The organism is Gordonia sp. 135, assembly GCF_009720185.1.
GTDB lineage: Bacteria > Actinomycetota > Actinomycetes > Mycobacteriales > Mycobacteriaceae > Gordonia > Gordonia alkanivorans.
On sequence record NZ_CP046257.1, the window covers coordinates 5,008,856 to 5,032,213 of the forward strand.

General features: G+C 68.0%; 19 protein-coding genes. 14 read left to right on the forward strand and 5 right to left on the reverse strand.

Annotated elements, in window-relative coordinates; translation table 11 throughout:
* Positions 1-54 precede the first annotated feature (54 nt).
* Complete coding sequence (locus GKZ92_RS22645; protein ID WP_006361143.1) at positions 55-1,146, forward strand: aminotransferase class V-fold PLP-dependent enzyme; 1,092 nt, start codon at positions 55-57, stop codon at positions 1,144-1,146.
* Between the two features lie 11 nt (positions 1,147-1,157).
* Here GKZ92_RS22645 and GKZ92_RS22650 read toward each other — a convergent pair whose 3' ends face one another.
* Together GKZ92_RS22650 and GKZ92_RS22655 are read right to left on the reverse strand one after the other, a co-directional pair.
* Positions 1,158-2,687: a glycerol-3-phosphate dehydrogenase/oxidase gene (locus tag GKZ92_RS22650; protein ID WP_155225662.1), complete on the reverse strand. Its 1,530-nt coding sequence runs from the start codon at positions 2,685-2,687 to the stop codon at positions 1,158-1,160.
* Between the two features lie 13 nt (positions 2,688-2,700).
* Positions 2,701-3,282, reverse strand: coding sequence for a TetR/AcrR family transcriptional regulator (locus tag GKZ92_RS22655; protein WP_006361145.1), 582 nt, complete (start codon positions 3,280-3,282; stop codon positions 2,701-2,703).
* A 48-nt stretch (positions 3,283-3,330) separates the two neighbouring features.
* Here GKZ92_RS22655 and GKZ92_RS22660 point away from each other — a divergent pair, with 48 nt between their 5' ends.
* The gene (locus GKZ92_RS22660; RefSeq protein ID WP_155225663.1) at positions 3,331-4,257 is read left to right on the forward strand and encodes a diacylglycerol/lipid kinase family protein; all 927 of its coding nucleotides are present in this window, start codon (positions 3,331-3,333) and stop codon (positions 4,255-4,257) included.
* Between the two features lie 22 nt (positions 4,258-4,279).
* Here the strand turns inward: GKZ92_RS22660 and GKZ92_RS22665 are convergent, their stop codons facing one another.
* Positions 4,280-5,722, reverse strand: coding sequence for a CCA tRNA nucleotidyltransferase (locus tag GKZ92_RS22665; protein WP_155225755.1), 1,443 nt, complete (start codon positions 5,720-5,722; stop codon positions 4,280-4,282).
* A 227-nt stretch (positions 5,723-5,949) separates the two neighbouring features.
* On the opposite strand from GKZ92_RS22665, the gene GKZ92_RS22670 reads away from it, so the two are divergent.
* The 3 genes from GKZ92_RS22670 to GKZ92_RS22680 are packed head-to-tail and all read left to right on the forward strand — an operon-like array spanning position 5,950 to position 13,854.
* Complete coding sequence (locus GKZ92_RS22670) at positions 5,950-7,149, forward strand: NUDIX hydrolase (RefSeq protein WP_035753907.1); 1,200 nt, start codon at positions 5,950-5,952, stop codon at positions 7,147-7,149.
* A complete protein-coding gene (locus GKZ92_RS22675; protein ID WP_419773255.1) occupies positions 7,142-9,877 on the forward strand; it encodes a DUF6049 family protein in 2,736 nt (911 codons plus the stop codon). The genes GKZ92_RS22670 and GKZ92_RS22675 overlap by 8 nt, the downstream gene beginning before the upstream one ends.
* A gap of 17 nt (positions 9,878-9,894) precedes the next feature.
* Positions 9,895-13,854 carry a murein biosynthesis integral membrane protein MurJ gene (locus tag GKZ92_RS22680; RefSeq protein ID WP_230461864.1) on the forward strand — a complete coding sequence of 1,320 codons (3,960 nt, stop codon included), beginning with the start codon at positions 9,895-9,897 and terminating at the stop codon, positions 13,852-13,854.
* On the opposite strand, the gene GKZ92_RS22685 is transcribed toward GKZ92_RS22680, so the two are convergent.
* Complete coding sequence (locus GKZ92_RS22685; protein ID WP_035753902.1) at positions 13,838-14,788, reverse strand: sterol desaturase family protein; 951 nt, start codon at positions 14,786-14,788, stop codon at positions 13,838-13,840. The genes GKZ92_RS22680 and GKZ92_RS22685 overlap by 17 nt on opposite strands.
* A gap of 112 nt (positions 14,789-14,900) precedes the next feature.
* Here GKZ92_RS22685 and GKZ92_RS22690 point away from each other — a divergent pair, with 112 nt between their 5' ends.
* The 9 genes from GKZ92_RS22690 (at position 14,901) to GKZ92_RS22730 (ending at position 22,504) form a co-directional block, all read left to right on the forward strand.
* Complete coding sequence (locus GKZ92_RS22690) at positions 14,901-15,707, forward strand: TetR/AcrR family transcriptional regulator (protein WP_035753900.1); 807 nt, start codon at positions 14,901-14,903, stop codon at positions 15,705-15,707.
* 279 nt (positions 15,708-15,986) lie between these two features.
* The gene (locus tag GKZ92_RS22695; RefSeq protein WP_006361155.1) at positions 15,987-16,829 is read left to right on the forward strand and encodes an SH3-like domain-containing protein; all 843 of its coding nucleotides are present in this window, start codon (positions 15,987-15,989) and stop codon (positions 16,827-16,829) included.
* Positions 16,830-16,840: 11 nt separating this feature from the next.
* On the forward strand, positions 16,841-17,569 hold the full coding sequence (scnC, locus tag GKZ92_RS22700; protein ID WP_035753898.1) for a thiocyanate hydrolase subunit gamma: 729 nt from the start codon (positions 16,841-16,843) through the stop codon (positions 17,567-17,569).
* A 4-nt stretch (positions 17,570-17,573) separates the two neighbouring features.
* On the forward strand, positions 17,574-17,930 hold the full coding sequence (locus GKZ92_RS22705) for an SH3-like domain-containing protein (protein ID WP_035753896.1): 357 nt from the start codon (positions 17,574-17,576) through the stop codon (positions 17,928-17,930).
* 96 nt (positions 17,931-18,026) lie between these two features.
* The gene (gene sigM, locus GKZ92_RS22710; RefSeq protein ID WP_155225664.1) at positions 18,027-18,602 is read left to right on the forward strand and encodes an RNA polymerase sigma factor SigM; all 576 of its coding nucleotides are present in this window, start codon (positions 18,027-18,029) and stop codon (positions 18,600-18,602) included.
* 156 nt (positions 18,603-18,758) lie between these two features.
* Positions 18,759-19,553 (forward strand): hypothetical protein, encoded by a 795-nt coding sequence (locus GKZ92_RS22715; protein ID WP_155225665.1) that lies wholly within the window; start codon positions 18,759-18,761, stop codon positions 19,551-19,553.
* Positions 19,554-19,696: 143 nt separating this feature from the next.
* A complete protein-coding gene (gene trxB, locus GKZ92_RS22720) occupies positions 19,697-20,704 on the forward strand; it encodes a thioredoxin-disulfide reductase (protein WP_155225666.1) in 1,008 nt (335 codons plus the stop codon).
* 56 nt (positions 20,705-20,760) lie between these two features.
* Positions 20,761-21,099, forward strand: coding sequence for a thioredoxin (gene trxA / locus GKZ92_RS22725; RefSeq protein ID WP_006361161.1), 339 nt, complete (start codon positions 20,761-20,763; stop codon positions 21,097-21,099).
* Between the two features lie 271 nt (positions 21,100-21,370).
* On the forward strand, positions 21,371-22,504 hold the full coding sequence (locus tag GKZ92_RS22730) for an N-acetylmuramoyl-L-alanine amidase (protein WP_006361162.1): 1,134 nt from the start codon (positions 21,371-21,373) through the stop codon (positions 22,502-22,504).
* Here the strand turns inward: GKZ92_RS22730 and GKZ92_RS22735 are convergent.
* On the reverse strand, positions 22,449-23,309 hold the full coding sequence (locus GKZ92_RS22735) for a hypothetical protein (protein WP_042378117.1): 861 nt from the start codon (positions 23,307-23,309) through the stop codon (positions 22,449-22,451). The two genes, GKZ92_RS22730 and GKZ92_RS22735, sit on opposite strands and share 56 nt — an antisense overlap.
* Between the last annotated feature and the right edge of the window lie 49 nt (positions 23,310-23,358).

A 23,358-nucleotide genomic window follows, 5' to 3' on the forward strand; every position in this document is an offset into this window, starting at 1 on the left:
ACATCACCCCCGGCGTGTGACCGAGCCCGTTCGTACCCGGTAGGTTGAGGCCCTATGTACGTCAGCGACCTCGGCGAGCAATGGCATGCAGCGCGGCTGAAACCCGCCCTCGCGCATCTCGACTCCGCATCCGCCGGGCGATCGTCGTACGGCGTGATCGGCGCGATGACCGCTCACCTGTGGCGTGAGACCGAACGTGGCTCCTACGTCGCCGCCGACGACCGCGCCGAGGAAATCGCCCGCGACACACGCAATCTGGCCGCCCTGATCGGGCACACGCCCGACGAGATCATCTTCCGCGAGAGCGCCCGTGCAGCCCTGCGCGCCCTGCTCACCAACTGGAGTCTCCCCGTCACCTCGACGGTGTGGGTGGCGAAGAACGAGTTCGGTCCCAACCTCGAGGAGTTCGAGCGTCGCGGCTATGCCGTCCGCACGATGCCCGACGCCGACGTCTACGGCCACGTCGACACCGATGCGCTCGAGAACATGCTGCAGTTCGAGCAACCCGACTTCATCCACATCTGCCACATCGGGTCGATGTCCGGCGCGGTGCAGCCGGTCGCGCGGATCGTCGAGCTGGCCCACCGCGTCGGCGTGCCGGTGGTGGTCGACATGGCCCAATCCGTCGGGCACGTCCCCACCGTCACCGGCGCCGATGTCGTCTACGGCACCAGCCGCAAGTGGCTGGCCGGCCCGCGCGGTGTCGGTTTCGTCGCGGTGCGCCGAGACTCCCTGCGACCGGTCGAGATCGACGGATCCGACGCATTCATCGCCGGCCGCCTCGGACTCGGCATCGCGGTTCGCGAACTGCTCGACGTCGGACAGCAGCGGGTCTTCCGCGAGCTGGCGATGATCGGCAGGGTCACCCGCGAGCGACTGCACGGCATCGCGAGCTGGGAGGTCGTCGAACCGCTCGACGAGCCGTCGGCGATCGTGACCCTCGCGCCGCCGCCCGGGTGGCAGTTCGAGGACGTCGCCACCGCACGGGAGAAGCTGCTCTCGCTCGGCATCCTGGTCACCGCGGCGGGCACCTGGCGCGCACCCCTGGCGGCCGAGACGCCGGTCCTACGCCTCAGCCCGCATCTCGACGCGCAGCGCGAAGACCTCGACCGTCTCGCAGATGCGTTGCGCACCATGGGGTATTGAGCGCGGAGCGCTCAGCCCAAGACCCGACCCACGATCTTCTCGATCTCCGGTCGTGCCAGATCGGCGTCGCGCCGGACCAGGCCGATCCGTGTCCGCCGGTGCAGGACATCGTCGACGCCGACCGCGCCTTCGTGCGTGACCGCGAACTCGATCTCGGCGCGGGTGACGTCGATGCCGGGGGCGATCGGATCCAGCGGTCGGTCCACCGTGGCCGTCTCGACGACCGTCGGGGCCTCCCCGCCGAAGCGCGCCACCAGCGACGCCGGGAGTCCCTTCTCGCGCGGGTCGCGCAGGGCTCCGACCAGCGCGGTCGTGGTGGTGACACACTCACCCGCGGTCAGATCGGTGGTGGTCAGGGCGGCGTCGACCGCGTCCTCCGCCATCCGGCGGTAGGTCGTGAGCTTGCCGCCGAGCACGGTCACCAGTCCGTCGCCGCGAACCCGGACGTGGTGCCGGCGCGAGACATCGGCGAGGCCGTCTGATTCGGCGCCGGGGGTCCCGCGTTCGTCGATGAGCGGCCGCAGACCGGCGTAGACGCCGATGATGTCGGAGCGGTCGAGGGTCCGGGTCAGGGCGGGGTTGATCGCATCGAGCAGGAAGTCGATCTCGGAGTCGTCCGGTGTCGGCACATCGGGAATCGCGCCCGGCGCCGCGACGTCGGTGAGGCCGATGTAGACCCGACCCAACTGTGCGGGTAGTGCGAAGACGTACCGGGACAACGACTTTCCGACCGGGACGGTCAGTGCGGCGGTCGGGTTCCCCAGGGCCGTCGCGTCGACGACGAGATGGGTTCCGCGGCTGGGTTGGACGGCGATCGAGTCGTCGACCGCGCCGGACCAGACGCCGGTGGCGTTCACGACCATCCGCGCGCCGACGTCGAAGCTCTCACCAGTGAACACATCGCTGAGCGTGGCACCGCGCCCGTCGACCCGGTCGGCGCGCGTGTACGTGCAGATCAGCGCACCGTAGGCGGCCGCGGTGCGCGCCACGGCGACGACGAGCCGGGCGTCGTCGATCAGCTGCCCGTCGGTGGTCGAGATCCCGCTGCGGAGTCCGGCCGGCGACAGGGTCGGGCAACGGCCGAGGGTCTCCATGACCGACAGTCGCGACGGCGGCGGCAACAGCGCGCTCGGTGTTCCGGCGTTGCGGCGCAACAGATCTGCCGCACGCATCCCGAATCGCAGCACCGAGCTCTGCCGTTCACCGCGGTCGGGGAGGATCTGTCTGAGCGGAGAGATCAGATGTGGCGCAATGGATGTCATCAGGTGATGGCGTTCGACGGCACTCTCCCGGGCGATCCGGAGATCACCTTTCGCGAGATACCGCAGACCACCGTGTACGAGTTTGCTGCTCCAGCGTGACGTACCGGTGGCCAGGTCGCCCTGCTCGACGAGGGCGACCCGTAGGCCGCGGGTGGCCGCGTCGAGAGCGACACCCGCGCCGGTGATCCCGCCACCGATCACCAGCAGATCGAGGGGCCCAACACTCGATGCCATCGACTCCAGAGCGCGACCGCGGGTCCGCGCGGACAACGTGGCCATCAGAAGGACGTCCTCATGGCGCGGGCCTCAGATAGCCGGCGATGACGCCGTGGAGTTCGGTGCTCCAGCCCTCGGCGAGGATGTCCGACACCAGCGCCCCGGATTGCAGGAAGCTCTGCGCGATCAGCAGCACCATCGACGCCATCCGCTTGGCGTCACCGGCACGCACCTGCTTGCGTCCCTGCCCTTGGGCCAGCATGTCCGCCAGCAATGCGAGCACACCCTGCTGACTGGTGCCGAGGCGTTCGAAGACGTACGGCGCCATGAAGTCCCGCTGTTCACGCCACAGGGACGAGATGAGGTCGCTGTCGCGCAGCGCCCCGACCACCGTCACCACCTGGTCGGCGAGTGCGTCGAGGTCCTGCGGCTCGCCGCGCTCACCGATCACGTGGTCGACGATGGTGAGAACCTCACGGGTGAGCAGATCGCGGATGATCTCGGTTATGTCGGGCCAGCGCCGATAGACGGTGGGTCGGCTCACCCCTGCTTGGCGGGCGACCTCGGAGACGGTCACCTTGCGGCCGCCACTACGCAGCAGGCAGACCCTGGCCGCGTCCAGAACGAGATCCCCGATCTCCTCGTTACGGATTGACATGATGTGTAACACTGTAACGGATCACACAATCGGCGGGGGGCCGACCACATGACCATCCGACACGTCACCATCGTGGCCAGTCCGTATGCGCGGCACGGAGCCGGGCTACACGTGGCGCAGGACGCCGCCGGCCTCCTGAAAGCACAGAACGTCGCGGTCGACATCATCGTCGGGGAGGACATGGCCGATGCCGCCGACCTCGCCGGAAAGGCCGCTCGGGGAGACACGGACGTGTTGGCCATCGCCGGCGGTGACGGCACCATCCGCCTCGCGGTCGAGGCCAGCATCGGTTCGGGCAAGCCACTCGCCGTCATCCCCGCCGGCAGCGGCAACGACTCCGCCCGCAACCTGCACATCCCGCTCGACACCGCCGAAGCCGTCCAGGTGATCCTCGACGGCCACCGACGACCCGTCGACCTGGGCCGCGTCAGCTTCCCCGACGGCCGCACCGCCCTGTTCGCCACGGTCGCGGCCACCGGCTTCGACGCCGCGGTGACCGCGCGCGCCATCGACATGCGCCGGCCCCGGGGACAGTCGCGGTACACGATCGCCGCATTGTTCGAGCTCATCGCCCTGCGGTCACGGCACTACCAGGTCCGCGTCGACGACGACACCGTCGAGGCCGACCTCATCTTCGCCGCGATCGGGAACACCACCTCCTACGGCGGCGGCATGAAGATCACCCCGAAGGCATCGGTGTCCGACGGGCAGCTCGACGTCACGCTCGCGAAGATTCCGCCGCGGTTCGCCCGGCCGACGCTTGCCCGCGTCTTCCCGAAGGTGTTCGCCGGCACGCACGTCGACCATCCGCTGGTGCAGACTATGCGCGGGGCCGAGGTCGAGCTCTACTGCGACCCGCCCGCGCTGGTGTCCGTCGACGGTGATCTCGTCGGTGAACTGCCCGCGGTGTTCGAGGCTGTCCCGCACGCGATCGAGGTGTTCACGCCGCCGACGCCGGCACCGACGCCGAGCTGACGGGTACTGCTCCTCCCCGCGCCTACTTCTCCCCTCGCGCTGCCCACCACTCCCCGAGCGCCTGTTCGGCCTCCTCGTGGCTGAGCGGTCCGCGGTCCAGCCGGAGTTCTTTCAGATACCGCCAGGCCTGGCCGACAATCGGTCCGGGCGGGACACCGAGCATCTCCATGATCGCGTTGCCGTCGAGGTCGGGGCGGACCTTCTCGAGGTCCTCGGCTTCCCTGAGGGCTGCGATCCGCTGTTCGAGGTTGTCGTAGTTCTGCTGTAGCCGGCGGGCGCGTCGCTTGTTCCGCGTCGTGCAGTCGGCACGCACCAGCGTGTTGAGACGGTCGAGCAGGGGACCGGCGTCGTTGACGTAGCGCCGTACGGCCGAGTCGGTCCAGGCACCGTCGCCGTACCCGTGGAACCGCAGGTGTAGGAACACCAGGTCCGCGACGTCGGAGACGACGGCCTTCGGATACTTCAGCGCCCGCATCCGCTTGCGCACCATCTTGGCACCGACCACCTCGTGGTGGTGGAAGCTGACCCCGCCGCCGGGTTCGTGGCGCCGGGTCGCGGGCTTGCCGATGTCGTGCAGCAGTGCCGCCCAGCGCAGGACGAGGTCGGGATCGCCCTCCTCGAGGTCGATCGCCTGCTTCAGCACGGTGAGTGAGTGCTGGTAGACGTCCTTGTGCTGGTGGTGCTCGTCGATGGTGAGCTTCATCCCGGGGATCTCGGGCATCACCCGTTCGGCCAGACCGGTTTCGACCATCGCGTCGATCGCGTCCAGGGGGAACTCCCCGCAGATGAGCTTGTCCAGCTCGGCGCGGACCCGTTCGGCGGTGATGCGGTCGATCTCACCGTTCATCTCGGTGATGGCCTGCCACACGCGTGGCGCGAGCCCGAATCCGAGCTGCGAGATGAAACGGACGGCACGCAGCATGCGCAACGGATCGTCGCCGAAGGACTGTTCCGGTGTGGCCGGGGTGTCGATCATCCCGGCCAGCAACGCGGACATACCGTCGAGCGGATCACAGAAGTCCTCGGCGCCCTTCGCACCGATACGTACGGCCATCGCGTTGACGGTGAAGTCACGGCGGATCAGGTCGACGTCGAGGGTCTCGCCGAAGGTGACCTCGGGATTCCGGCTGACCTGGTCGTAGCTGTCGGCACGGAAGGTGGTGATCTCGATCTGGTGCTCACCCTTGCGGATGCCGACCGTGCCGAACTCGATGCCGACATCCCAGAAGGCGTCGGCCCATCCCTTGAGGAGGCGGGACACCTGCTCGGGACGAGCGTCGGTGGTGAAATCCAGGTCGTTTCCCAGCCGGCCCAGCACGGCGTCTCGCACCGAGCCACCGACCAGGTACAACTCATGACCAGCCGCCGCGAACAACTCCCCGAGGGGAGCCAGGACGTCGTCGAGCTCCCGGAGCGCTATCGCCGCTGCAGCCAGCAGCCGCGTCTTGCGGTCCGGATCCGACACCGACGGCCGTACATCCGACGGAGAAGAGTCATTCACGGCTTGCCACCCTACCGTCGTCGCCCGCGGCTTCGACGCCGTGGAGGAGGCCGGACCACGGGCCGAGTCGTGGCCACCTGTCGATATCCGTCGTACACCGTGTCCGCCCGTTCCGTGGCCGGTGTCGACATCCTCCCCGCACTACGAGGCGTCCGGGCAAACTGCAGGTGACCAGCCGCTAGCATCGTGGAGTGTCCACCGATTCCTCGACCAACCCTTCAGACGTCAGCGACGTCTCGTCGGGTTCGCATGGGGACGGTGGCGGACATGCAGGTCAGAATCCCGCCGGCCAGGGGCGTCGCACCCGGCGCGGTCGCCGGCGTCGAGGCCGCCGCAAGGGCGAGGGTCGCGGAACGACCGCGGCGCACAACAACGGTGGTCACGCCGCCGCCGGTCACAAACAGTCCGGTTCCAAGCAGAACGGCCCCAAACAGAACGGCCACAAACCGGGCTCCCACAAGCAGCACAACCCGGCCACGTCGCCGGCGCCGTCGACCGGCCGGCCCACCCCGAACGACCTCGTCCGCGCCCGCACCGCCGATCCCGCCTGCCCCGACCCCGTCGAGGCCGAGTCGGTGGAGAAGCTCCCCGTCGACCCCGACCGAGCCCGCCCGAAGGTCACGCCGCCGAAGCCTTCCGACATGGCCACGGTCACGGCGACCATCACCACCAAGGGCCTGACCCAGACGACGACGGGCAAGGCCGGTAAGGGCCGCCGCCGCTCCTCACGGGCGGATCGCACCGCCGACCGGTCCGACGATCGCACCAACACCGAGAAGCTCCGGACCGTGCGGGAGACGTCGGCCGGCGGACTCGTCGTCTCCGACCTCGGTCTGCCGATCGACGAGCTGTCCGCCGCGCTGATCGGCCGGGTGGATCGTCGCGGCCGGATGATGTGGTCGCTGCCCAAGGGCCACATCGAAACCGGCGAGACCGCCGAGCAGACCGCGATCCGTGAGGTCGAGGAGGAGACCGGGATCCTGGGCACGGTCGTCGCGCCGCTGGGCAAGATCGACTACTGGTTCGTGAGCGAGGGTCGTCGCATCCACAAGACCGTGCACCACTACCTCCTGCGTTGTGTCGGCGGCGAATTGTCCGACGCCGACTACGAAGTCAGCGAGGTGGCCTGGGTGCCGTTGCACGAGTTGCCGCGTCGCCTCACGTACTCTGACGAGCGGCGACTCGCCCGGATGGCCCGCGGCGTGATCGCCGATCTCGCCGCCGACCCGACCCGACTCGCCCAGTCCGAGGCCGACAGCATTCGCACCGAACCCAACGCCTATGAGAAAGCCGCCGCAGCGCGCAATCAGCGCCGCAACGAGCCCCCGCCCCCGGCTCGTCCGCGCCGGCGACGACGCCGTCCCCGACGGCCCGCGGCCGGCGATGGCTGAGCCGCGGCTGTTGCCTGTCCGGTCCGGTCCGTTCTCTCGTCCTTCTCTCCGCCGATCCGAGCGACGCCATGATCGTCGCGGCGGGATCGATCCGCGGCGGGTGCAGGTCGTGATCGCGTTGGCCGCGGTGCTGGGGGTCGTCGCACTGCTGTTGCTGCCGGGTGTCGCCGCACCGGCCTCCGCCGTTCCCGAGACGAGTGCCACCGGGGCGAGTCCCGCCCAGCAGTCGTCGCCGCGGTTCGCACGCATCGTCATCGACTCGATGTCGCCGTCGATCGTCACCACCACCAGCCGGCCGGTGGTGACGGTGAGCGGTCGTGTCGACAACATCGGCGACCGCTCGATCAGCAACCTGTCGATCCGCCTCGAACGCGGTGATGCCGTCGGGTCGGCCTCGGGACTCCGCACCCAGCTCGCCGACGACGATCCCGCGGTGGCCGTCGCCGGTCCGTTCGAGGCGCTCAGCGAGTCCCTCGCGCCGGGGGAGAGCGTCGGCTTCCGGATGTCGATGGCGCTGTCCGCCGGTTCCGGACCCGACGGCCAGGGACTCGGGATCTCCGCGACCGGCGTCTATCCGATGCAGGTCAACGTCAACGGCACCCCCGACTACGGCAACCCGGCCCAGGTCGCCGGTTCGCGCATGCTGCTACCCGTGCTGTCGCTGCCGCCCGACGAGATCCGTGCCCGCGACTACGTCGACCCGACCGCCGACGAGACGGGTTCCCCGTCGGTGCCCGGGCTCGGGCCCGACGGTTCGGTCTCGGCTGATCTGGCCAGCCCGGCCCGGATGACGATGCTGTGGCCGATGGCCGCGCCACCGCAGCTCGCACCCGGCGTCCTCGGCGGCAGCACCGAGCCCGTCCGGCTCATCAACGAGGACATGGCACGGTCGCTCGACACCGGCGGCCGGTTGAACGAACTGCTCAAGGCCTTGCAGAAGGTGGTCGGGGCACCGCCGCGCGAGCAGTCCGGACCACCGTCCTCCGAGCCCCCGGCAGAGAGCCCGGCCGAACCGGCCCCGGTCGCGGTGCCCGGCTCCGAGAAGCTCGCCGAGAGCATGTGCCTGGCCATCGACCCCGACCTCGTCGTGACCGTCCGCGCGATGTCCCTCGGCTACGAGGTGTCGACGAACCCGGCCGATCCCACCTCGGCCGCCCGGCCCGGCAACGGATCCGAGATCGCCGGCCGCTGGCTCGACGACCTGCGGTGGACCGCGAGCCGGATGTGCGTGGTGGCGTTGCCGTTCGCGCAGGCCGACCTGACGTCGCTCGCCCGGATCGGCAACACCGGACTCACCGAGGCGGCACTCCGCAAGCCCGCCGACATCGTCGACGCGATCCTGGGCGTGCGCAGCGTGCGAGGCCTGTCCGTGCCCGCGCTCGGCGCCATCGACGACGCCGGTGCGGACGCCCTGGCCGAGGCCGCCGTGACCTCGACCGCGCTCGCGTCGAACTCGGTCGTCCCCACCGGCCGTCGCGACGACACCGGCCGCTACCGCGTCGGACGCCTCACCGCCCAGACCTTCGACGCACCCATCACGGCGTCACTCGCGGCGATCGGCACCGCACCGAGCACCCCGGCCCTCACCCCGGAATCGCAGCAGGTCGACCTCACCGACGAATCGACGGGGAGTCGACGCCAGAGTGCGATCGCCGCGCTGGCCTACCCGGCGATCGCCGCGCCGCAACCGGATCCGGCCGACGGCTCGAACCCCCGGATCCCGGTGGCGGGTCGCTCGGCGTTCGTCGTGCCCCCGACCTACTGGTCCCCGACGGTCGCGGATTCGGATGCACTCTTCGCGACCGCGCGCCTGCTGCTCGAGTCGGGTGCCGCGACGCCGACACGCCTCCCGTCCCTGGTGCAGGAACTGAACAGCGCCGGCGCCACCGGCCGCCTGACCAACCCGCCGGGGGTGGGACCCGTCGGTCGCGTCGGATCCGTCCTCACGTCGCAGGCGACCGCCGCCATCCGTCGAAACGTCGAGGACAGCTGGCAGTTCGAGGGCGCGCTGGTCCGGTCGGCCGATGTCGCGGCCACCCCGGAGCGGTACATGTCGCCGCTGCGCGAGGACCAGCTGCGTGCCATCAGGTCCCCTGATGTGGAGGGATCCGCGGTCTACACGCATCTGCGACGGCTGCAGGAGGAGCGCATCGACGCCGTGGCGTCGACCCTGCACCGCCTCGGTCAGTCCGTGACGATCCTCGACCCCGGCGGCCGGTACACCCTGGCCTCCGAACGCAGCCCGGTCCTGCTCGCGGTCCGCAACGACCTCGCCCTGCCGGTGCGGGCCCGCCTGACCACCTCCGCGCCCGAGGGCATCGAGATCGGCGATCTCGGGGTGATCGAGATCCCCGCCCGCGGAACCCGGCAGATCCAGCTCCCCACACGCGGTGAGACCTCCGAGGCCATCACCATCGACATCCGGCTGGCCACGGTCACCGGTGTACCCCTCGGTCAGCCGATCACCCTGCAGGTACACACCAACGCCTACGGCAAGCCGCTGTTCTACATCACCATCGTCGCCGGCGTGGCGCTCGTGCTGCTGACCGCACGCAGGCTGTGGCACCGGTTCCGCGGTCAGCCCGACCCCGCCGACGCCGACCGTCCCGAACCCGACGAACTCGAGCGGATGCTGGCGGGAAGCGGGTATCAGGAGCGACGCCGTACCCTGCAAGGCGAAGGTCGGCCACCCGGAGATGAGCCGGAAGACCACCCGCACGACCCCTGATCGAGCACTGAACGAGGATGGCGAAACACCACGTGAACTGGAACGATGTGCCGCGCGAACCGCGGCCGGGGACACCCGGTGCGGTGCCTCCCCAGCGTCCGGATCGCGCTGCACCCCGCCGGATCCCGCCCGGCTCCGGCCCCGTGCCGCCACCACCGCGGCCCGGCCGGCCGGTCCCGCCGCCTCCTGCTCCCGGCGCCCGGCATGCCCAGGGACCCGTCGCCGGCGGTCTCCGAGTCGACGCCCCGCCGGCCCGGCCCGGCCGTCTGGACGCGGCCGGCTACCACGAACGACACAGCGGTGAGACCGACGCCGTCAACACCGGGTCGTCGAAGACGGTGACCGCCGGCGACGACTCGTCGTCGACCGGTCTGGCGCGCGACTCCGACTCGAGCATCCTGCGGACCAGTGGCTCGATCGCCATCGCGACCCTCTTCAGTCGCATCACCGGCTTCCTGCGCACCGTTCTGATCCTGGCGATGCTCGGTTCGGGCATCGCCTCGGCGTTCCAGGCCGCCGACGTGCTGCCGAACATGATCGCCGAGGTCGTGCTGGGCGCCGTGCTCACGGCCATCGTCATCCCGCTCCTCGCGCGCGCGGAGGCCGAAGACGAAGACGGTGGTCAGGGGTTCCTCAACCGCATCTTCACGATCACCGTGGTGGTGCTCGGCTCGGCGACGGTCCTGGCCGTCATCGCGGCGCCACTGCTGACCTACCTGAATCTCGGTGACGGACAGGTCAACCGGGACCTGTCCACCCACCTCGCGTACCTGTTGCTGCCGGAGATCCTGTTCTACGGGCTCTCCGCACTATTCATCGCCGTGCTCAACCTGCGCGGCCTGTTCAAACCGGGCGCTTGGGCTCCGGTGCTGAACAACGTCGTCCAGATCACGACCCTCGTGCTGTACGCCCTGGTGCCCGGCGAGATCACTCTCAACCCGGTCCGGATGAGCGATCCGAAGCTGCTCGTCCTGGGTATCGGCTGCACTCTCGGCGTGGTGCTGCAGGCCATGGTCCTGGTGCCGTTCCTGCGTAAGGCCGGGGTGCATCTGAAGCTGGAATGGGGCATCGACGCCCGGCTGCGCCAGTTCGGCAACATGGCGCTGGCGATCGTCGCCTACGTCGCCCTGCTGCAGGTCGGTCTCATCGCGACGTACCGGATCGCCGCCTCCGCCGAGGAGTCCGGCGTCAGCATCTACTTCACCCACTGGCAGTTGCTGCAGCTGCCCTACGGCGTGCTCGGCGTGACCATCCTGACCGCGATCATGCCGCGACTGTCGCGCAACGCGGCCGCCGACGACACGAAAGCCGTGGTCGACGATCTGTCGCTGGCCACCCGACTGACGATGGTCGCGCTGGTTCCCGTCGTGGCGTTCATGACCTTCTTCGGGCCGGCCATCGCCATCGCGGTGTTCAACTTCGGCCGGTTCGACGCCGCCGACGCCTCCCAGCTGGGTTCGGTGCTCGCCTGGGGTGCGTTCACGCTGATCCCGTACTCGATGACACTCGTCCAGCTACGCGTCTTCTACGCCCGTGAGGACGCCTGGACCCCGACCTTCATCGCGCTCGGCATCACCGTGGTCAAGGTGACGTCGTCGTACATGGGCCCCGTCCTGTTCGACGACCCGTCGAACGTCGTGCGGTGGCTCGCCCTGTCCAATGGGCTGGGCTACCTGGTCGGCGCCATCGTCGGCCACTATCTGCTCCGCAGCCGCCTGCGCGGCGCACGACTGACGAACGTCGCCCGCACCACGCTGGTGACCTTCGCGGTCTCCCTCAGCGTCTCGGCGGTCGTGTGGGCAGTCGCCAAGATGTCCGGCCTCGATCACATGATCGGCTGGCTCGGCAAGGTCGGCTCGGTGCTCTACCTCGTCCTCACTGCGGTCGTCGTGCTGTCGGTGACCTACGCGGGTCTGGCCGCCGCGCGGGTGCCGGACGTGGTCGCGATCGGCAACTCGGTGCGTCGTCTCCTCGGCCGGTTCGTCCCGGCCCTCGCGCCGCCCGCAGAGCCCGAACGCGAACAGTCCCCGGCGATCACAGTTCAGTTTCCGCGCGTCTCTGCCGACGAATCGCTCCCGTACTCTGGTCAGGTACAAGTGCTGCGCCGCTTCGACAGGGGTACCGCGACGTGGCAGTCCTACTCTGTGCACTCCGGCGGCGCGATCGGCGCCGGCCGGGATGTACGTCCCATCCCAGAGCGTGCACCGGTTCCGCGCGACATCAGATACCGGAGGAAAGGAGTCCGTCGCGTGAGTGACAGCGAGATCGACACGACTGCGCCCACCGGGTCGCCCGTCGAATCCGGCCCCGGCGAATCCCATTCCGCCGAACCCCATTCCGCCGGACCCCAGACTCCCTCCACACCCGCTCACGCCCCGACCCCGGATGCGGCGGCCGCTGCCCCCGCTCCGGAGGTCGCCCGTCGACGCGGCCCGCGCCTGATCCCGGGCGCGGCGGTCGCCGGCGGCCGATACCGACTCCTCGAACAGCACGGCGGCACCCGCGGTCTGCAGTTCTGGCGCGCCCAGGACATCAACCTCGACCGCGAGGTGGCACTGACCTTCGTCGACGCGGACCAGCTCGCCCCGCCGCTCGAGCGCGGACAGGCGATCAAGGCGACCGACCAGGGACCCCAGGCGGTCCTCTCGCGGACCCTGCGCCTCGGACAGATCACCTCCGACGGCGTGGCCCGGGTGCTCGACGTCGTGCGCGGCTCCTCCGGCGGCATCGTGGTCGCCGAGTGGGTGCCCGGCTCGTCGCTCGCCGACGTCGCCCGGTCCGAGCCGTCCCCGATCGGTGCCGCTCGTGCCGTGCGCTCGCTGGCCGCGGCCGCCGAGATCGCCCACCGTTCGGGCGGCGCACTGTCGATCGACCATCCCGACCGCATCCGGATCAGCCACGACGGCAACGCGGTTCTCGCCTTCCCGGGCACACTCGCCGGAGACGACAAGGCCTCCGACGTGCGCGGACTCGGCGCGGTGCTCTACGCCCTCCTGCTCAACCGGTGGACCCTCGATCCCGAGAACGGCTCGCGACTCGTCACCACCGAGGACGTCACCGAACCGATCGGCGGAATCCCGGTGGCCGCACCGGGTGAGAACGGTCAGCCGCTTGAACCGAGGGCGGCCAAGCCCGACATCCCGTTCGAGATCTCGGCCGTCGCAGCGCGTGCGCTCGACGGCACCCGCGGGATCCGGACCGCGGCGACGGTCCAGCATGTCCTCGACCAGGCAACGGTCGTTGACCTCAACACCGACATGCTGCCCGCCATCACCGACGCCGACGCGCCGCCGCCGGTCTCGGTGGCGCCGCGGGTCGGCAGCGCCGAGCACAAGCCGGGACGCAAGAACCTGGCACTGCTGATCGGCGCAGGCCTGCTCGCGATCTTCGTGGTCATCGCGCTGATCGTCGGAGCCACCAACGTCTTCGGGAGCGGTGACGGCTCGAGTGACATCGACTCGATCCTGACCACCACCGAGCCGGCACCGCCGGGCGAACCGGCCCCCGGGGCGAATGCACCCACCGAGGCCCCGCCGGCGCAGGACATCGCGCTCCGGTCGGTGACCGTGGCCGACTTCTCGTCGCAGCCGCCGGACAACTCGGCCAATGTCGGCAATGTGATCACCGGTGCCGCGCCGCCGTGGCAGACCGACAACTATCGGGGCCGTCCCGAGTTCGGCGGTCTGAAGCCGGGCCTGGGACTGATGTTCGACCTCGGCAGTGATCGCGCCGTGAAGTCGGTGACCATCGAGACCCCGACCCCGGGCTTCGACGTCGAGATCCGCACCTCGCCGAACGCGAAGCCCGCCTTCGCCCGGACCACCCCGGTGGCCGCGGGTCGTGTCGATCAGAACACCACGACCATCCGGATCGCGTCTCCGCAGGCCAGCCGCTACGTGATGGTGTGGATCACGACGCTTCCGCCCGCGGCGGGCGGTTACCAGGCCGAGGTCGGCCGCGTCACGATGGCGGGCTGACCGACTCGTTCTCGACGCCTGACGCCACCGGTTCGGCAGCGGGCTCGCCCGTCTTCGGCGTCCACCCGGGCGGTCCGAAGATGTAGCCCAGACGAGCCCGCCAGTTCGACGTCGATCTCACATCGCGGGCGATCGCCACGTACTCGTGCGTCTCGAGTCGCCAGATGTTGTACGTGTCAACCGGTTTGGTGAGACCGTAGCGCGGGCGTCGTACCTCCGGCGTGAACGATCCGAACATCCGGTCCCAGATGATGAAGACGCCACCGTAGTTCCGATCGAGATACTCGGGATCGCGCCCGTGATGGACGCGATGGTGCGACGGGGTGTTGAACACGTACTCGAACGGTCGCCACATCCTGTCGATGTGCTCGGTGTGAATCCAGAACTGGTAGATGAGGTTCAGCGAGTACGCGAAGAAGACGAGAGCCGGCGGCACGCCGAGCAGGGGGAGCGGTAGCCACATCACGATCGCCGCACTGATGTTCCACTTCTGGCGCAGCGCGGTCGCGAAGTTGAAGTACTCGCTGGAGTGATGGGCCTGGTGCGTCGCCCACACGATGCGCACGCGGTGCGACACCCGATGCACCCAGTAGTAGATGAAGTCCACCGCCACGAAGGCGATGACCCACGAGTACCACTGGTCCATCGGCAGATGCCACGGAGCGACATACGTGAACAGGGCGGTGTAGGCCAGCAGCCCGAGAAGTTTCCAGAAGGCGCTGGTGCCGATGGAGACGAGCCCCATGAGGACACTCGCGCGCGCGTCCCGCGTCTCATACGCGCCCGGCAGCGGTCCGCCCTCGCCGTCGAGGCCGTCCTCGAGGTCGTGTTCGAGCTTGGCCGCGGCGAACCATTCGATCGCCAGCATCGTCACGAAGAACGGGATCGCGAGAACCGTCGGCTCGCGCATCGGTTCCGGTAAGAACTCCAACACGGTGTACCCCTTCGCCCACCATCTGACACGTCAGCATGTCAGTTGCTTCTGACAAGGTAACGTGTCAGAAGCGAGGCTGTAAAGGGCCTGGTGGTGAAGAAGGAGGAGAGCGGTGTCGGTCTCGTCATCGACGGCCGGTCGCCGCTACGGCGGGGCCGATCCCGAGGAGCGCCGCGCCCGACGCCGCGCCGCACTGATCGAGGCCGGCCTGGAGATCTTCGGAACCGACGGCTACGCAACGGCATCGGTCAAGAACATCTGTGCTCTTGCCGGCCTGACCCAGCGCTACTTCTACGAGTCCTTCGGCGACCGCGCCGAGCTGCTCGAAGCGGTCTACCTCGACTGCGTCGACTTCGTCCGCTCTGCGACCGTAGCCGCCGCGGCGGAGTTTCTCACCTCGGGACCGGAAGACCGAACCACCGCCATCCGATCGGACCCCAATCGTTCCGACAGCGAGCACGGGACATCTTCTCCGGAGATGAAAGGCATTGCCGCCGAGCATGTTCCGTCGGCGGCGCGGGCCACCCTGGGTGCCTTCATGTCGTGCTTGGCGCAGGACCGTCGGCGTGCCCGCGTGATGCTCGTCGAAGTGGTCGGGGTCTCCGGCAAGCTCGAGCGCGTCCGCATGCACGCCATCCACGGATGGGCTGAGCTGATATTGAACTTGGCCCGCGGGACCATGACGCCTTCACGCGGGCAGCGTTTGACCTCCGTCGCCCTGGTTGGTGCCGTCACGCAGCTGCTCGTCGACTGGTACATCGCGGGGGAGGCGCCCGGGGATGAACCGACGCCGCCGTCCCACGACCCGCCCGACCGTGACCTCAACAGCGGTGACCTCAACAGCGGCAACGACATCGACGACATCCTCGACGTCTCCGTCGACCTGCTCATCGCGTCGCATGCCCGGCTGGTGACCTGACCCCCGACCGCTGCGTTGCCTACCGCGACGGCCACTCCGGCAGAGTCCGCACCCAGCCCCAAAAAGCACTTTTCGGACAATTCGCGGGAATGCCGATATCTGGCATTCTAGACGTTGATCGTCGAATTCTCCGGTTCCCGGTATTCATTACATCAATGTATTTCAAGAATTACAGGTAATCGACTTTCTGATCGGGCACGAATCGAGCCCGATCCAGAGTGTCGAAGAGTACATTCAGCAACGTTCGCTGTTGCCGATCAGGCCCCCCGGAGGTGCCAAGTGAGCACTGCCAAGGAACGTGCGGAACAACTGCATCTTGTTGCGCGACTTCACTCTTCGTATCCAGAGTTGATTGATGCCCCGTACCCGGACATGCTCGACCACGCCCGGATCGCCGCATATTGGAAACCCGTTCACGACGTCGGTGGCGAGCCAGACGCACCGATGTTCCTCGAGGGCAAAGAGTACGAGACATGGGAGCACATGACCTACGTCATGTGTGAGGTCCTCGCCTGGCGAGGAATCTGGTTGTCGGAGGAACGGCGACGTATCGGCAATGTCGATGTCGGGCGAGCCCAGTATCTCGGACTCCCGTATTACGGTCGGTGGATAATCGCCGTTGCGCGGGTCCTCATCGAGAAGCACCACATCAAGCTGGGCGAGCTCACCGAGCGCATGGTCGAGATCCAGGAGCGCTACGCGAACGGAACAGGTGGCAAGGCCCCCGAGGCCAAACCACGCGGTGAAGGCGACGGTTCCGGGGTCGCCCGCAACGAACATCACAAGCGGGCCGTCGGCAAAGGTGACCCCCAGGTATATGCCGGTCAGGCGGGCGAGCCGCGATTCGCGTTGGGTGACGAGGTCCTCGTCCGGGAGATGCCGGTCATCTTCTACACGCGCACACCCGCATACTGCCGTGGCGCCACCGGAAAGATCGTCGAGATCGCCTATGAGAGCCCGGCGGCAGAAGACGAGACCTTCGCGATGGACGACGCGAAGACCGAATGGTTCTACGTCGTGCAGTTCCCGATGGCCGACCTGTGGCACGGCTACGGCGGGCCGACAGGCGACACCTTGCAGACCGAGATCCCCGAACGTTGGCTGGCACCAGCCGGCGGCTAGGACACGCAATCATGAGCAACGACGCACACGACCACGACCACGACCACGACCACGACCACGAGCGGACCGTCGCGCCGATGGTCGACGAGATCACCGACTTCGAGGTCCTCGAGATCGCCCTGCGCGAACTGTGCATCGAGAAGGGGATCTTCACCGCGGACGAACATCGACGATTCACCGAGTTCGCCGAACAGATCGGCCCCACACCCGCGGCGACGCTCGTCGCACGGGCCTGGCTCGAACCGGACTTCAAAGAGCTCGTGATGAAGGAGCCGATGACCGCGAGCAAGGAGGTCGGGGTGGACTGGCTGGAACCCACGGGTTTCGGAACACCCAGTGACTTCACGGCGTTCGAGATTTTGGCGGACACCCCCACCGTGCACAACGTGATCGTGTGCGCGCTGTGTTCGTGTTACCCGCGTCCGATCCTGGGCAATTCACCCGAGTGGTACCGGACACCGAACTACCGCCGTCGGATGGTCCGCTGGCCGCGCCAGGTCCTCGCCGAGTTCGGCCTCGAACTGCCCGAAGGCGTCAGCATCAACGTGCAGGACTCCAACCAGAAGCACCGCTTCATGGTGATGCCGCAGCGTCCGGCCGGGACCGAGGACTGGAACCACGACCAGCTCGCCGAGATCATCACCCGCGACTGTGTCATCGGGGTCGCGCTGCCCAAACCCGGGGTCACAACCAACCGTGTCACGTCGATCCGTCCCGCAATCCACCCGATGGAGGGCTGACACGATGTCGACTCCGCACCGTCTCCGCGTCTATCCGCCTCTCGTCGACATCGTCGGACGCGGCCAGGTATGGCCCCGGATGGCGGCGAAATACGGTGTGGAGAACGCGATTCCGCCCTGGAAGTCCAGCCTGGACGGGATCTGTGACGCACTCGATCAGGCCTCCGGCACCACCTGTGCCCCGGGCCCGGTCGAACGACGCGACGAAGAGGACCGGCTGGCGGCGACCACCTATGCCGACCTTCCCTATCCGGAGAATCAGCTCGTCGCCCTCGCCCACACACTGCTCGACCGCGGGGTGATCGACGAACGCGAACTCGCCGCACGGATGGCCGCGGTCCGGTCGCGGCTGGAGGCCTGAGGGCGCGGGCACCGCAGCTGTCCACAGTCGACGCAACCCTGTAGACAACCGCCTCATCGCAGCGTCGTGAGTTGACTTCTCCATTACTCTCAGCGCATGGCCGGGGGGAACGACGCAGTTGACCTGCGCACCGATGAGCAGTTGCTGGGCGCTCACGTCGCCGGCGACCCGGGCGCGTTCTCCGTTCTCGTCAACCGTCACCTCGACTACCTGTGGTCGGTCGCCATCCGGACCAGCCATAGCCCCGAGGATGCTGCCGACGGGTTGCAGGACGCACTGCTGGCCGCGCATCGAACCGCGGCGGATTTCCGCTCCGACGCGAGGGTCACCAGCTGGCTGCACCGGATCGTGGTCAACGCGTGCCTGGACCGGATTCGCCGCAACAACGCCCGCAAGACCGTCCCCCTGCCCGAATGGGACGTGATGTCGATTGCGGACACGACCGACGACATCTCCGCGGTGGACCTGTCGGTGTCGATCGGTCGGGCGCTGCACACGCTGCCCGAAGGGCAACGACAGGCCATCGTCGCAGTCGACCTAGAGGGTTATTCGGTCGCCGAAGCGGCGTCATTGCTCGGCGTCGCCGAGGGGACGATCAAGAGCCGATGCGCACGGGGGCGCCTCAAACTCGCTCAGGTCCTCGGCCATCTCCGGACTGCCGATGATGCGTAAGCCACTGCCTGCCAATGAGTTTCCGTCGGATTCGGTCGGGGCGGAACCGGAACCGCGCGTTGTGCGTCCAAGTATTCGACGACCAACGGACGACGACCAGCGAGATGCAACCACCGAGACACCGACGCCCGACCTTCGGAATGGAAGACTGACACCATGACCCCGCGGGGACCTGACGACACCGAGTCCGGCGATCTGCCCGAGCCGCCGTATTCGGCGGAGACGCTGGCCGATCTCCACGCCGGAGTGCTGTCCGAACGCGCTGCCGCCCACGTCCGCGCACGGGTCGCCGATGACGCTGCCGCGCAGGAGATCCTGACAGCCCTGGTCCGGACGACGAGTCAGCTCCGCACGTCGGCCCCCGCCCCGCATGCGGTTCCGGATCATGTCCGCGCCGACGTTCAGGCCACACTGACCGCTCTCGCCGGATCGTCCGCGATCGATGGTGCGGCAACTCCCGGTCCTGTGCGGCCCGGTCCCGGCCAGGACGCCCCGGTGGATCTCGCCGCACGGCGCGAACGATCCCGCCGGTGGAGGATCCTCCCGGTGGTGCTGGCCGCGGCGGCGATCGTGGTGGTCGCTCTCGGCTCGATCGGCGTGCAGCGCCTGATGTCCTCGTCGTCCGACGACACCCCGTCGCCGATTCAGGCTCAACCCGGATCGACCCAGACCCTGGACCCGTCGGGTTCCGCGTCGGCCATCGCAGTCCTCGGCCGTACCGACGGTGCGCCGTTCGGGTCGGTCGCCGCGCTCCGGCGCTGTACCGCGGCTCATCTCGTCCCCGCGACGGTCGTCATCGTGGGCTCCGGGCGGATCATCTTCCACGGCGACCCCGCTGCCGCCATCCTGCTGTCGACGGGGATCGCCGGCCGGTTCGACGCCCTGATCGTCGGTCTCGAGTGCGACACCGGCAATCCCGCGCTCCTGGCCAGGGGGACCATCGGCGCCTGATCCCCTCTACAGAGCCGAGACCTGCGTCACCACGCCGGACGCATGGACTTGACCGGGAACATCTGCGCTTACCCTTGTGTTGAAGCAGCCGTGATCCCGACGAGAACTCCGGGATCTCGCATACCCCACAGCACGGAGGACGGATGAGCCAGCCAGAGACCCAGCAGATCCACGACGTGATCATCATCGGATCTGGTCCTGCCGGGTACACCGCGGCGATCTACGCCGCGCGCGCCGAGCTAGCGCCGATCGTCTTCGAGGGCACCCAGTTCGGTGGCGCGCTGATGACGACCACCGAGGTCGAGAACTTCCCCGGCTTCCAGACCGGCATCCAGGGCCCTGCCCTGATGGACGAGATGCGCGAGCAGGCGATCCGATTCGGCGCCGACCTGCGCATGGAGGACGTCGACACGGTTCGCCTCGCGGGCGACATCAAGGAGGTCGAGGTCGGCGGTGAGGTGTTCCGCGCACGCGCGGTCATCCTCGCGATGGGCGCAGCAGCTCGGTACCTCGGCGTCGAGGGAGAGCAGGAGCTCCTCGGTCGCGGTGTCTCCGCATGCGCGACCTGCGACGGCTTCTTCTTCAAGGACCAGGACATCGCCGTCATCGGCGGCGGCGACTCCGCGATGGAGGAAGCGACCTTCCTCACGAAGTTCGCCCGCACCGTCACGCTGGTCCATCGCCGCGACGAGTTCCGCGCCTCGAAGATCATGCTCGAGCGCGCCCGCGACAACGACAAGATCCGGTTCGTCACCAACGCCGCCGTTCGGTCGGTCATCGGCGACGGCTCGGTGAGTGGCCTCGAGATCGAGGACACCCGCAACGGAGAGGTGAGCAACCTCGACGTCACCGGCATGTTCGTCGCGATCGGCCACGACCCGCGCAGCGAACTGGTCCGCGGACAGGTCGACCTCGACGACGAGGGCTACGTCCTCGTTCAGGGTCGCACCACCTACACCTCGTTGCCCGGTGTCTTCGCCTGTGGCGACCTGGTCGACCACACCTACCGTCAGGCCATCACGGCAGCCGGTAGTGGCTGTTCGGCTGCCATCGACGCAGAGCGCTGGCTCGCCGAACAGGGTGAAGCGCCCGCGCACACCGTCGACGCCGAGTCCGTTGCCGACGTCGAAGCTGTTCAGGCACCCGCCTGACCTGAACTATTCCTTTCCAACTTCATTCTCTGAGTCCATCTGAGGAGGACATCACCATGGGTGCAAACACGGTCGTCGTCAACGACACCACTTTCAAGGACACCGTCCTCGGTGCCGACAAGCCGGTTCTGGTCGACTTCTGGGCGACCTGGTGCGGCCCGTGCCGCATGGTCGCCCCGGTTCTCGAGGAGATCGCGCGCGACCACGGCGACAAGCTCACCATCGCCAAGCTGGACGTCGATGAGAGCCCGGCCACCGCGCGCGACTTCCAGATCATGTCGATCCCGACGATGATCCTGTTCGACAAGGGTCAGCCGGTGAAGACAATCGTGGGGGCCAAGGGCAAGGCGGCACTGCTCCGCGAGCTCGATTCGGTGGTCGGCCAGTCGGCCTGACCTGCATTTTCTTCTGATCCGCGGCGAGAGTCCGACGGGTGAACGACGTTGTCGTGGGCCCGCGGGCTCTCGTCGTTGGTAGTCTCGGCCCGGGTCCCCGACCATGAGGGACACGAGCCGACAACGACGCCGCTGGACCTGTTCCAGTTTGGTGTAGTGAACTTCAGCTGAGAGAATGCAGGCTGATGCTGACCGGTGCCGCAGTGATGTGGTCCGCCAGATCTCGCCGGCAGGGCGTCACCCTGCCGCGATTCGTACGAGGGGTGACGACATGCCATTGTTCCGACTTGGGGATCACGGCTCGGCGGTGGCCGAGATCCGCGCCATCCTGGTCGGGCTCGGTCTGTTGCCCGAGGGTGGGGAGCCTGTTTTCGACGAAGCCTGTGACCGGGCACTTCGGGCGTTCCAGCAGCAGCGCGGTCTGATCGTCGACGGAATCGTCGGACCCGCGACCTACCGGGTTCTTCGCGAGGCCTCGTATCGTCTCGGTGCCCGTGTGCTCTCGTACCAGCTGTCGGCACCCATGGTCGGCGACGACGTCGCGACCCTGCAGCATCGACTCCAGAACCTCGGCTACTACACCTCGCTCGTCGACGGAATCTTCGGGCTCAACACCCACAACGCAGTCTGTCTGTACCAGAGTGAATACGGTCTGGCGTCTGACGGGATCTGTGGTCCGGCGACTCTGCGGTCTCTCGAGCGTCTCGGCACGCGTGTGACCGGTGGTTCGCCGTATGCGATCCGTCAGGAGGAGCAGGTTCGACGCTCCGGTCCGCAGCTGTCGGGCAAGCGGATCCTCATCGATCCGGGTTCCGGCGGGCTGCATCCGCTGTCGACCGGTGACCTCGCCGAACGCGAATCCGATCTTCTCTGGGATCTGGGAGCGCGTCTCGAGGGCCGCATGGCCGCCGCCGGGATGCAGACCTTCCTGTCTCACGATGGTCGGGGCCGGCCGGGTGACAACGAACGCGCCCGAGTCGCGAACCTCATGGACGCCGACCTGATGATCTCGCTGCGTTGCGGTCATTACCGCAACGTGCAGGCCAACGGCGTCGCGTCGTTCTACTTCGGCAACAACCAGAACTCTTTCTCGACGATCGGTCGCAATCTCGCCGGGTTCATCCAGCGCGAGATCGCCGCTCGCACACCGCTTGCCGATTGTCGGACGCACGAGCGCACGTGGGATGTCCTGCGGCTCACCAGAATGCCGGTCGCCCTCATCGACGTCGGCTACATCACCAACCCGGATGATGCCGCGGTCCTTGCCGATTCGGATTGGCGCAATGTCATCGCGGATGCCATCCTGGTGGCCGTGAAGCGGTTGTACCTGCTCGATCAGGACGATCGTCCTACGGGCACTTACACTTTCGCGGACCTTCTGGCTGCGGAGAACGCTTCGCGCTGACGCGCCCCCGACCGGATCCCACCGGGACAGCTGTGCGCTGCCGTCCGATGAGATCGATCTCGGCCATCACCACAAGCTTCTCCAGGGCGCTCTCCACCTCGAACTTCCAGCCGAGTCCTTGGTCGAGCTCCAGACGGAACCGCGGAAAGCGGTGATGCGATGAGACGACGTCGAATCCGGAGTTCTTGAGGAACGACGCGTCGATCATGCACGTGGTGCACAAGTCCGCCTGTGAGTCCTCGAGAATCTCCCGCGCGACTTCGATGATCTCTTCGTCCGTCCAGAAATCGAGATCGGCGAGACCTCCACCGGCGACGGCCCCACCCGTCTCCGAAGATCCGGATGGTGTGGCACCGAGCGTCGAGCCGAACTCGGCCCCGCCGGCACCGTTGCGAACCAGTCCGAAGGATTCGACCGCGCGGACACCGCGGCGAATCAGATCACCGAGGACTGCGTCGAGCAGAATCGTCGCGACTTCCTCGTGGCCCGGCTCGGTTCGGATGCTTGTGAGTAGTACGGCATCGTGACTGACCGGGGAAGTGGGGAAGTGCTGCGAGCGAGGCACCCTGGCCGGCGGTGCGTAGAACGCCGTACCGATGACGGAGTTGGTCGTTGATTCGATCGCGACCTGTCCGCACGCGCCCCACTCGAGCAGCAGCCCGGAGATCCAGGCCTCCTTGTCGAACTCGCTCTCGTAGGACTCACCGTTGGTGGTCGGTTCGACTTCCCAGAAGACACATCGCCGGGTGTGGTGGGGGAGCGACTCGAAAGATCCGAGTTCCAGCCGCACAATCGACACGCTCATGTCACCTAGCTCCGAACCGAAGACCTGAATCTACGAAACATATTGGGCT

What these genes read in the sequence shown, in the direction of transcription:
- trxB (WP_155225666.1), top strand. Translation starts at nt 19,697, where the DNA reads ATGAGCCAGCCAGAGACCCAGCAGATCCACGACGTGATCATCATCGGA.
- GKZ92_RS22730 (WP_006361162.1), top strand. Translation starts at nt 21,371, where the DNA reads ATGCCATTGTTCCGACTTGGGGATCACGGCTCGGCGGTGGCCGAGATC.
- sigM (WP_155225664.1), top strand. Translation starts at nt 18,027, where the DNA reads ATGGCCGGGGGGAACGACGCAGTTGACCTGCGCACCGATGAGCAGTTG.
- GKZ92_RS22650 (WP_155225662.1), bottom strand. Translation starts at nt 2,687, where the DNA reads ATGGCCACGTTGTCCGCGCGGACCCGCGGTCGCGCTCTGGAGTCGATG.
- GKZ92_RS22675 (WP_419773255.1), top strand. Translation starts at nt 7,142, where the DNA reads ATGGCTGAGCCGCGGCTGTTGCCTGTCCGGTCCGGTCCGTTCTCTCGT.
- GKZ92_RS22715 (WP_155225665.1), top strand. Translation starts at nt 18,759, where the DNA reads ATGACCCCGCGGGGACCTGACGACACCGAGTCCGGCGATCTGCCCGAG.
- trxA (WP_006361161.1), top strand. Translation starts at nt 20,761, where the DNA reads ATGGGTGCAAACACGGTCGTCGTCAACGACACCACTTTCAAGGACACC.
- GKZ92_RS22680 (WP_230461864.1), top strand. Translation starts at nt 9,895, where the DNA reads ATGGCGAAACACCACGTGAACTGGAACGATGTGCCGCGCGAACCGCGG.
- GKZ92_RS22645 (WP_006361143.1), top strand. Translation starts at nt 55, where the DNA reads ATGTACGTCAGCGACCTCGGCGAGCAATGGCATGCAGCGCGGCTGAAA.
- GKZ92_RS22660 (WP_155225663.1), top strand. Translation starts at nt 3,331, where the DNA reads ATGACCATCCGACACGTCACCATCGTGGCCAGTCCGTATGCGCGGCAC.
- GKZ92_RS22705 (WP_035753896.1), top strand. Translation starts at nt 17,574, where the DNA reads ATGTCGACTCCGCACCGTCTCCGCGTCTATCCGCCTCTCGTCGACATC.
- scnC (WP_035753898.1), top strand. Translation starts at nt 16,841, where the DNA reads ATGAGCAACGACGCACACGACCACGACCACGACCACGACCACGACCAC.
- GKZ92_RS22735 (WP_042378117.1), bottom strand. Translation starts at nt 23,309, where the DNA reads ATGAGCGTGTCGATTGTGCGGCTGGAACTCGGATCTTTCGAGTCGCTC.
- GKZ92_RS22655 (WP_006361145.1), bottom strand. Translation starts at nt 3,282, where the DNA reads ATGTCAATCCGTAACGAGGAGATCGGGGATCTCGTTCTGGACGCGGCC.